Annotated in this window: 11 protein-coding genes; 3 read left to right on the plus strand and 8 right to left on the minus strand. The window is 58.5% G+C overall.

All coding sequences use genetic code 11. From position 1 onward, the window contains the following. Nucleotides 1-223 precede the first annotated feature (223 nt). Nucleotides 224-1,468, minus strand: coding sequence for an HhoA/HhoB/HtrA family serine endopeptidase (locus NW856_RS03410; protein ID WP_414344042.1), 1,245 nt, complete (start codon nt 1,466-1,468; stop codon nt 224-226). A 284-nt stretch (nt 1,469-1,752) separates the two neighbouring features. Here NW856_RS03410 and NW856_RS03415 point away from each other — a divergent pair, with 284 nt between their 5' ends. After that, on the plus strand, nt 1,753-2,460 hold the full coding sequence (locus NW856_RS03415) for a hypothetical protein (RefSeq protein WP_414399090.1): 708 nt from the start codon (nt 1,753-1,755) through the stop codon (nt 2,458-2,460). Nucleotides 2,461-2,485: 25 nt separating this feature from the next. On the opposite strand, the gene NW856_RS03420 is transcribed toward NW856_RS03415, so the two are convergent. The 6 genes from NW856_RS03420 to NW856_RS03445 all read right to left on the minus strand — a co-directional run bounded on the left by NW856_RS03420 (nt 2,486) and on the right by NW856_RS03445 (nt 6,255). Further along, a complete protein-coding gene (locus NW856_RS03420) occupies nt 2,486-3,175 on the minus strand; it encodes a V4R domain-containing protein (protein WP_414399091.1) in 690 nt (229 codons plus the stop codon). Between the two features lie 188 nt (nt 3,176-3,363). Further along, nucleotides 3,364-3,834, minus strand: coding sequence for a phycobilisome protein (locus NW856_RS03425; protein ID WP_414344046.1), 471 nt, complete (start codon nt 3,832-3,834; stop codon nt 3,364-3,366). Nucleotides 3,835-3,858: 24 nt separating this feature from the next. Next, nucleotides 3,859-4,452 (minus strand): hypothetical protein, encoded by a 594-nt coding sequence (locus NW856_RS03430; protein ID WP_414399092.1) that lies wholly within the window; start codon nt 4,450-4,452, stop codon nt 3,859-3,861. 63 nt (nt 4,453-4,515) lie between these two features. After that, a complete protein-coding gene (locus tag NW856_RS03435) occupies nt 4,516-4,797 on the minus strand; it encodes a hypothetical protein (protein WP_414331880.1) in 282 nt (93 codons plus the stop codon). Between the two features lie 59 nt (nt 4,798-4,856). Beyond that, nucleotides 4,857-5,537, minus strand: coding sequence for a V4R domain-containing protein (locus NW856_RS03440; protein ID WP_414331881.1), 681 nt, complete (start codon nt 5,535-5,537; stop codon nt 4,857-4,859). A gap of 232 nt (nt 5,538-5,769) precedes the next feature. Further along, nucleotides 5,770-6,255, minus strand: a complete 486-nt coding sequence (locus tag NW856_RS03445) for a 2Fe-2S iron-sulfur cluster-binding protein (RefSeq protein ID WP_414331883.1) — start codon at nt 6,253-6,255, stop codon at nt 5,770-5,772. A 599-nt stretch (nt 6,256-6,854) separates the two neighbouring features. Between NW856_RS03445 and NW856_RS03450 the strand changes: the two genes are divergently transcribed. Next, nucleotides 6,855-7,382 carry a phycobilisome rod-core linker polypeptide gene (locus NW856_RS03450; protein WP_414331885.1) on the plus strand — a complete coding sequence of 176 codons (528 nt, stop codon included), beginning with the start codon at nt 6,855-6,857 and terminating at the stop codon, nt 7,380-7,382. Here NW856_RS03450 and NW856_RS03455 read toward each other — a convergent pair. Further along, the gene (locus NW856_RS03455) at nt 7,379-8,389 is read right to left on the minus strand and encodes an ABC transporter substrate-binding protein (RefSeq protein WP_414399093.1); all 1,011 of its coding nucleotides are present in this window, start codon (nt 8,387-8,389) and stop codon (nt 7,379-7,381) included. The genes NW856_RS03450 and NW856_RS03455 overlap by 4 nt on opposite strands. Before the next feature lie 175 nt (nt 8,390-8,564). On the opposite strand from NW856_RS03455, the gene cobA reads away from it, so the two are divergent. Further along, a partial coding sequence (gene cobA, locus NW856_RS03460; protein ID WP_414399094.1) for a uroporphyrinogen-III C-methyltransferase occupies nt 8,565-9,716 on the plus strand: 1,152 nt, incomplete at its 3' end.

A 9,716-nucleotide genomic window follows, 5' to 3' on the forward strand; every position in this document is an offset into this window, starting at 1 on the left:
GGGCGGGGCTTGCAACCCAGTTTTCTTGGTCACTGCAAATTGGTTTGAAACAGCCCAAGTGTAAGGACTCCGTCCCGCTGGCGCGATCAGCACCGCCCCAGCCCCTCTCCCAGGGGAAAAGGGGAGTTCGCAACCTAGGTTGAGAGGTTTACCCCCATTGACAACAACCCTGCTGTGTCGCTGGGGTCTGGTTGATACTTGAGGGGCGGTCAACCATGCCCAATCAGCCTCCGCTCGGAACCGGGAAAGAGCCCGTTACCGCCCGGATCTTCTGTCGTCGCCCGGCTCGCTCGATCTCCAGCTCCAGGGTGCTGCCCACCTCAGTGCGCTCCACCTCCTGTTGCACCTGATCGGCTGTGGTTACGGCACGACCATTGATGGAGAGGATGACATCCCCAGACCGCAGCCCTGCCCGTTCCGCCGGGGATCCCTGGATGACTTCGCCAATCAGTACACCCTGATCCACCGTTATCAAAATGCGGCTATTGGGATCCTGGTTGAGGCGCTCCTTCAGCTCTGGAGTCAGCGTGAGCATGCGGATGCCCAGGTAGGGGTGATCCACCTTGCCGCGAGTGATCAACTGATTGGCCACCCGCTGGGCCGTCTCAATGGGGATGGCGAAGCCCAACCCTTGCGCTCCCTGGATGATGGCGGTGTTCACCCCTATCACCTCCCCTTGAGCGTTGAGCAGCGGGCCGCCGGAGTTGCCGGGGTTAATGGCCGCATCCGTTTGGATAAAAGATACCCGCTTGTCAGGCACCCGAATCTCCCCGCTGGAACGGCCCAAAGCGCTGATGATCCCAGCCGTAACGGTGTTATCCAAACCCAGGGGGTTGCCGATGGCAATGGCCCACTGGCCCGGCTCCAGGGTTTCCGAGCGCCCCAGCTTCACGGTCGGCAGGTTCTGGGCGTTGATCTTCACCACGGCGATGTCCGTAACCGGATCCGAACCGATTACCTGCCCATCAAAGCTGCGGGTATCCTTGAGCGTCACCGTTACCTTGTCGGATCCCTCGACCACATGGGCATTGGTGATGATCTGGCCGTCTGGGCTGATGATGAACCCAGAGCCGGTTCCCTGCTGTCGCCGCTGCCGAGGGATGGAAGGGATCGCTTGGCCAAAGAAATCCCGGAAAAAGGGATCGCTGAAAAACTCCTCCGGAAAAGGGGCAGGGGCGCGCACCGTCCGCTCAGCATCGATGCGAACCACCGCCGGCCCCACCTTTTGCGCCACATCGGCGATGAAATTCAGGTTCAGTTGGGGCGGGGTTGCCGTCGTCTGGGCAGATACCCCCTTGCCCCCCACCAGAGCCGCTCCCAGCCCAATGCCCAGCAGCACCAGCAGCACTGACGAGAGAAGAGACTTCCAAGTGGAGATGGCAAAAGGCTGGAAAGAGGATTGAGCAGGTTGGGCGGAAGCTTCTGACCCGGGAGAGGGCTGGCCCGGCATGGATGTGCTGCGCTTCATAGCTACAAGAAGAGGGTTGGGATGCTGCAAGACTTCGGCCCCACGCAGGGGGAGAAACCTAGAGCCTAATCTAACATGGACAGCAGGGATCCCAGAGTGGGCAACCCTAGCGTTTTTCCGTACTTCTATCTGGAGCGAAGAGCAGCGGAATCTGCTCACCTGAGGTAGCCCATTTCCATTCAGTTGGCTTTGATCAAGATAGGTAAAAGATAGGTAAGGCCCGAAAGGCTCCCGGTTTTGTCCGGTTTGCAGCTAGCGTAGGAATGATGAATGGGGGTAAGACCATGACCAACCCAGCCAGCCGCCTGTTGGCTCCTCTGCTTGGCGGATTGCTCTCAGCGCAGATGGCCGCCCCAGTTTTGGCCCAAATGGGGCCCTTGCCACCACCGCCTGCCGGTGAGGGATGGCGTCCTGTGAATCCTCGCCCCCTTCCCCCTGGCCCTCAACCCCTGCAACCTGGCCAGCCCTTTCAACTGCAAACCACGTTGCTATTGCGCTCTGGGGATCTGATCCAGGCGGTGCATCGCTCCCCAGAAACCCTCTTGATTGCCCCTGGGGAAACCCGCGCCGTCAGCCTTAGCTTGGATACCCCTCTGCGGGACATCTACGGCAACATGGTCGTCCCGGCGGGGGCTGTTTTGGAAGGCCAATTTCAGCCGGTGAGCGGCGGCACCCAGTTTGTCTCGCGGGCCCTGATTTTCAACGGCCAATCCTACCCCCTCTACGCTCAGAGCCAGGTTATCCCGCTGCGCAAGGATCCCCGCCACACTTCCGGGGAAGCGATTGTGCAAGATGCCTTGATTGGGGCAGCTGCGGGGGCCATCTTGGGAGGCTTGTTCGGCGACCGCGTGATCTCGACGGAGAAAGTGCTGGGTGGAGCGGCGGCAGGGGCTGTCATCGGCAATGTAACGGCGCCGGAAGTGGCGGTGATCAACGCCAATGCCAACTTGACTCTGACGGTCACCCAAGATTTTCAGCCCTACCTGCCCTAGCGAGCCCCTGAAAACAGCTCTGGCCCTAGGGACTGGCGGTGAGCCGATCCAGAATCTCCTCGTGGGAGAGGCCCTTGCGCACCCATTCCTCGCAGTGGTGCAGCCGCTGAGCCGTGCCGATGAGGAAGCGGTTGAGATCGGCCCCCAGGGATTCGCAGGTGGTCTGTACGCAGATGAGATCCCGCCCCGAAAGCAATGAGAAGAGGCTGGCCAGCATTCCCGCCTCCAAATATCCGGCAGGCTCTCGCCGTGCAGAAGGTTCCTCCGGGTTGAAGCTGGCGCGAGCGGCAAGGGCAAACCCGGAATTGCGGATCCCGGCCTGAACCAAGCCGTGGTCAGCAGCGGAAAAGTCCAGCTCCAGGCGTCCCCAACCGTGGGTGGCCCAGAGGTCGCTGAGGGCATCCAGGAAGATCCCCATCGGCAATTCCTGCAGCGGCTGCTGGTAGTAGCCGGAAAGCTCGTCTTCAACACGGCGGAAAAATGCCTCTCCCCAATCGCGGCCACAGTTGTAGAGAATGACGCGGGTGGCTTGGCCAGTTTCATAGCGCAGGCCGGAGTAGAGAGCTTCCAGCAGGGGCATGGGAAAGGCCGCCAAGCGGTATCCTCCGCGGCTGTACAGCAGTCCGGTGTGGATGTCAGGGCGGATGTAGTAGGCAGGGCTAAAGCAGTGCCCAGGCAAGATCTGGTCTTGCAGAATCTCTTGCAGGGAGATCATGGCTATTCTCGCAGTCAGGTGGACAAGAGGGCGGGGATGGATAGATTGGGGAGCGGCTGGAATTTTTGGCGTGAGGGAATGAATGATTAAGGAGTGAGCTGTATAAACTGTATACAGTAAATCGGGAGAAGGAGGTCGCTATCGGAGGGCGCAGGGAACTTTGGTGAATAGATTGAGGGCGAATGGACCTAGTTAACCAGCATGGATTTGGCCAAAAGCAGATAAGGACGGATCATCTCGCTCTCTTCTGCCCCAAAGATGTAGGTCAGGGAGTCGAGCATTAACTTGTAGGCAGGCTGGCATTGGTCGCGCATCTTGAACGATTTCAGGATCGTCTCCAGCCAGTAGAGCAATTTATCCCTCAGGTAGTCTTCGTCGTTGAGCAGCATGGCCATGCAGCAGTAGCGCCACACCATGCTCAGATCCCGGCGGCAGCGCTCCCAGGCCAGGTGACCATGCTGGCGGATTAAATTCGGCATCATCGGCTGAAACTTCTCCATCACCCGATCCAGCAGCTCTTGTTCTTTGGCCTGCAGAACCTGGTAAAGGCGGACCCGCTTCGGGATCCCTTCCACGTAGGCGTGTAGAGTTTTCAACTCGTCCGGGCGCAGATAGCGGCCTTCGCTTTGTTGCATCAGCTCGGCAACCCTTGAATTCATAGATAGAGCCTCCTTCAGTGGGCTTCACACAAACATTTCCGCCAAGGTGAGAGCCCTCTCCGGCGGAACTGTGGGCAGGTCAACCTCGGCCTCAGACCTAGAAGAAGAGGGGGAAGGGAACTGGGCCTGAGAAGTGGCGCAGACAGCTTGTAGCTCTTGCCAGTAGGGGGCAAGCAAACCCTGCTGATCCGCTGGCAGGGATCCCTGAACCACTGCCCGTAGCTGAGCGAGCGCTTGCGGCAACCCTAGGTACTGTTCCATCGCACCAAGAGTTACCTGCTGCACAGGGGTGGGATCCCCCAGCAACAGACTCAGGCCCAGGGAGCGCAAACAAAAGGCCAATTGACGAGCCAAGAGGCGCTGAGCCGGGGTTAGAGAAGGTTCTGCCCCCTCTCTGGCGGGATTGCTGCTGGGCAACGCTGTCGCGACGGGGGTTGGCCCCTGCTGTTGCAAAACCTTTTGGATCCAGGTCAGCTCTTGCTGTTGTAAGACCTGGTAAAGCTCCAGCCGTTCTTGAAAAGAGAGAGAGTAGCGAATCAGGTCTTGCAGATCGTCGGGTGTTAAGTAATCCCCTTCTCGCTCGGCAATGCGCTCCGGCCAAGAGTGAAGGTCATCCATGGGTGAAGTCTCCTTAGAGCACGGATCGAGAGAGCACAACTGAGAGCCCTGAACAAACCAGAGCTAGAGCAAAGCTCCGCCAAACAAGGCGGCAAAATCCTCAAGGGTAAAGGGATCCTCTGCCGGCAATTCCGGCAGCGGCTCTGAGCGTGGGCAGATGCCCGACCAATTGAAGCCGGCAAAAAACTGTCCCACCGATTGGGCAAAGAGCATGGGGGACTGCGGCGGCGGCTCTTGAGCAAAGGGAGCCTTGGCCGGGGGTCGGTTATCCCAGTTCAACCCCTGCAAAAAGACCGCCAGCGGCTGGGTTAAGTCCAGATCGGTGTCTAAGTTGAAGGTGACCATGGGCGTTTCTCCAAAGTGTCGAGGGATCCCAGAGAGCCTTCAAAAGCCACAAGCAAGCCTCACAACTGGTGCAAACGCTGCTCGATCTCGCGGGCGCTGGCCCCTTCGGTGATCCAAAAATTGGCGGCATCAATGCGTTCTTGCCCGCCCAACAGGAACTTGCAGTAGGTTTCCCCCATGGCGTAGCACTGGATCTCGATGCAGGCCAGCTCGCGGGAAGTCATAGCGGTGAAAAACCCGGCAAATAGCCCGGCATAGAGATGGCAAACCGGCTTGCCCACATCCCCTAGGGTGCGAGCCACCATCGAGTCAAACAAGTTGATAAACAGGAAGCCTTTTTGTTTGGATTCGGTTTCCACCTCCCACTTGCCCCAGCCCTGAGCCGTAAAAGGCCACCACCAAGTCTCCAGCAAAAACAAAAGGTTGGACTGTTTTACGCCAATCCCATACTCCCGCTCGTACCACTCGGAGAAGTGCTTGGCATCGCGGATGCCCCAATCTCTGCCAATGGTGTACATCACCGCCGCCGAAGCATCTCCCACTTCCCGTTCCAGGCCTGTTTGCAAGCCCACAATAAAGTCTTCGCTCAACAGCAGATTTTGGGTGTTGTTCCAATCGATAATCGTGCCCTGATCTCGGTTGAAGCGAAAGAAATCGCGGTAACTGTAGTGGGCATGCTTGTCACGGCCCACAGGCAGGGTGACTGCAGGACGGGGATCCGGTCGAGATGTGGTGGCCATGGCGCTCTCCTGATAAAAAATGGATAATTCTAGATTGCAAAGCAACAGGATTTGGTGGGATTTGTAGGGATCAACTGGGCCAGACAATGCCAATGAGTCAACAAAATGAATGGCTAAGCATTCGATAAACTTGGTCAGCTATCTGAGGGATCCAACATTGTTCAATCCTTGGTTGATTGTCTATAAGACAATGCCCGCTGAGCCCAAGGGATCCCTGAATATCGACAATCCATCAAACTTCCCGAGTTTGGGCCAGCGTATTGCCAATGATGCGGAAGTCCTCATTTTCTAGCTGCTTAACAGTAGAGCGAGTGATGATCTTGCCCTGCTCCACCAAAACCTTCCCCGTCCGTGGGTGCAGCAGGTCTTGTTCGGCCCGCCGACCGATGAGCACTTCGATATCCCTCAGCGAGTTCACGTACATCCCCGGCGGCAGCTCCACCACCACGCCATCGGAAACCACCCGCGCCTGACAGGCCAGCCGGGAATTGCTGCGGGCGCTGGTAATGGTCTCCAGAGTCTTGGCCTCGCGGGGGGTGATGGGAGTGAGGCTTTCCATTCCCTCTTTGACGTAAACATGACAGGTGGCGCAGAGGCCGCGACCGTTACATTCCCGCGAAACCTGCAGCTCCTCCGACAAAATGGCCGACAGCAGATTGCTGTAGGTATCGACCTCCGAGACACGAGATAAAGGCTCTAGCCGGATTTGTTTAACCATAGACGGGATCCACATTAAGGGCAGACAAAAAACCCCGGCGGGCAAGATCTACTGCATAAGCAACGCAAACAAATCACAACAATTAACTCCCTTCCCCTGCAGCCCCCTTGCAGGTCTACAGCAACACCTGAGTCCCCAGTCAATCAAACCAGAGCACTTCACCAGAGCACTTCAAATGATGAGCCCTGCACCTGTGACCCTGGGAGAGGCTACATTCTTTACTTAACTTATATTCTGGATCTGGAGCAGGTTATTCTGGATGGAAGTGTCATAATACTTAACTACGAATAAACACGGAATTTTTTTATCGGCTAGAAAGTTACAAAGTGAAATCACGTAAATTGGAGAAAATGACAATCCTTTCGTAAATATTTATCGCAGATCTCCCCCGGTCGTTCTGTCGGCAAGGTAAATCTTAAGTAGAACCTTCACGGTCTTTTATTGGCAATTTTGTTACAGAAGGATGTGCTGAAGTTTGCCGTAAAAGCGTATCGAGCCATTTGCTATTCCCTTCATAATTTCTTTAAAGTAGTCCCCCATTTTGTCTGTAAATCGATCTTTTCTGTTTTTGTTGGCTTCGTCGATTGGGAGCTATTGCCATGGAACCACGCCAGCGGGATCCGCAAACGTTGCAAAACCTGTTGCGGGCTGCCTACCAACAGCTTTTGGAACGCCAGCCCTACCAGCACGAGAAAACAGGAGAGCTGGAGAAAATCGAGCAGGACTTCTTGCGGGGGCGGATCGGGATTAAGCGCTTGGTTCGCCAGATTGGGGGATCCCGGCTCTACCGGCAACTCTTTTTCAGTGCCGGCTGCAACACCCGCTGTGTAGAGCAGGGCTTCAAGCACTTTTTGGGACGGGCCCCGGCCAGCAAGGAGGAGGTGGCCGCCTACCACGACATTTTGGTGCACCAGGGCTTGCAGGCCATGGTCAATGCCTTTATCGACTCGGAGGAGTACCGCCACCAGTTCGGCAACGACCATCTGCCCCACCCCCGCCAACGGCTGAGCGGCCACCCACCTTTGGCCTACTTGCTGACAAACCAAATGCACCGGCGCCATGAGCTGGGGATGCAGGGATCCCCGCTTTTGCACAGTTTGGCGGCGATGGAAGTGGGGATCCCTTAGGCAGTGGGGCCGGGGAGGAAGTCGAGGGTATAGGCTTGGCGAACCTCCAGACCCGCTGCGCCGATCCCCAGGGCCACCATCTCCTGAAAGTAGGTTTGCCAGCGCTGGTGGGTCATGGCCCCGATCCCCAAAGTGGCTGCATCTCCTGAGGTAAGGATGCCGTAGTCTTTCAAGGCTTGGTGGGCGTAGGCCAGGAGGGCCTCGCTCATGTTGGGGTTGTCTTGGCGGATGAGGCGATTGCCGGGGCGGGGATCCTCTAGGTAGCTCTGCCAGCCCTGGATGGAGGCAGCTACAAATTTTCGCACCTGCTCCGGGTGCTGTTCGGCAAAGGGGCGGGTGGTCTCCAGGGTGGTGGCGTAGGGGGAATAGCCGTAGTCGGCCAGCAGAAAAACGACGGGATCAAAGCCCCCCTCCTGGCGCACGCGGAAGGGCTCGGAGGTCACATAGCCCTGCTGGGCAGAAGACTTGTCCAGCAAGAAGGGCGTGAGGCTGAGGTTGTAGGGGCGCTTCTGCTCGTCGGTAAAGCCAAATTTGGCCCGCAAAAAAGGCCAGTAGGTGAGGTTGGCCCCCGGTGACACCCAGATGGGCTTGCCCCGCAGGTCTTCCAGGCGCTCGATGCCCACCCCTGGATGGGCCAAGAGACACTGGGGATCCTTCTGGAAAAAGGCGGCCACGGTGAGAACAGGGATCCCAGCTTGCAGAGCCGCCAGAGCGTCGGGGCTGCCGCCGAGCACAAAATCTGCCGCTCCCCCGGCTAGCAGTTGCAGCACGTTAACCGCCGTTCCCCCCATGCGGATTTCCACCTGCAGACCGTAGTCGGCGTAGATGCCGGTGGCCAGGGCTTGGTAAAAGCCGCCGTGTTCGGCCTGGGCGTACCAGTTGGTGACCAGTCGCAAGGGCCGGGATCTGGCCGAAGAGGGGCGGGAGCCCGCTCCTACTGCTAGCAGAGCAGCTCCACTGGCCAAAAAACGCCGCCGCGGCCAAGGCTCTGGAGTTACACCGGACATAGGCAGGGATCCTCAGGCGGCCACGCTTTCAGTATCTCGCAAGTAGACCAGTTTTTCCTCAGGCTGGCCACCCCTTGGAAGAGGAGCTGTTGGGAGGCGTCTTCGATTTATATTTGCAAAGCAAGCGGGATCCCCTTCTTACAAGGGGCAAGATCGACATTCCAAGGGGTAGGGCATGGGCAAGGTGTATCTAGTGGGGGCAGGGCTGGGCGGGCGGGCGGGCCTGACGCAGGGAGCACTGGAGATCCTACGGCAGGCTGAGGCTATCTGGATCGACGAGCTGGTGGATGAGCGCTTGTTGGCAGAGTTGCCGCCGCAGGCGCAGGTGTGGCGACGCTCTGGGCCAGGAAGCCTCCAGGAGGGCATCCACTGGCTCATCCAGCGCTGCCGAGAAGGCAAACAGGTGGTTCACCTCAAGTCAGGGGATCCCTTGATCTTTGGCCGCGCTCGCGAAGAGATCCAAGCCCTTAGGGAGGCGGGCTGTCCCTTTGAGATTTGGCCGGGGTTGTCGTCGGCCCTGGCTGGCCCCTTTTGGGCAGGGATCCCCCTGACCGATAAGCACTTAAGCCGCGTTTTTGCCGTGCTGACTGCCCACGATCTAGAGGCCTTGCCCTGGAGCGCCCTGGCCCAGTTGGATACTTTGGTGATTTTGATGGGATCCCGGCAGCGACAGCACATTGGCGCACGGCTGATGGAGTCTGGGATCCCGGCAGACCGACCGGTGGCTGTGATCTGGGGAGCGGGGCAGGCAGAGCAACAGGTGTGGGTAGGCACCTTGGCGGAGCTGCAGCAGGAGGCGGGTCAGGCGAAGTTGCCGGGTCTGCTGGTGGTCGGGGAGGTGATCCGGTTGCGGCAGGACTTTTTGCCGGGGATCCCACCCTTGCTGCCACCGGCTCCTTTGGCAGGCAAGACGGTGCTGGTTACCCGTTCTGAGGGGCAATCGCCAGCTTTTTGTGAGTTGCTGCAGGCCCAGGGGGCGCGGGTGCTGGAAATGCCCACCCTGGTGATCCAACCGCCCACCTGTTGGGATCCCTTGGATGCCGCCATTGCCCGCCTGGGCCAATTCAACTGGCTGTTGCTGACTTCGGCCAACGGGGTGCAGGCTTTCTTTGAGCGGTTGCACCGGCAAGGTCGGGACAGTCGGGCTCTCCACCCCGTACAAGTGGCGGTGGTGGGATCCAAGACCGCTTCCGTGCTCGCCCAGTACGGCATCCATCCCGATCTCATGCCCCAAGAGTTTGTGGCCGAGGCCCTGCTTCAAGTTTGGCCGGAGCCGATCTCAGGGCAGCGGATTCTCTTTCCCAGAGTGGAGTCGGGAGGCCGGGAG

Origin of the sequence: Synechococcus sp. R3-13, assembly GCF_047462195.1 — a bacterium.
Taxonomy (GTDB): Bacteria; Cyanobacteriota; Cyanobacteriia; order Thermostichales; family Thermostichaceae; genus Thermostichus.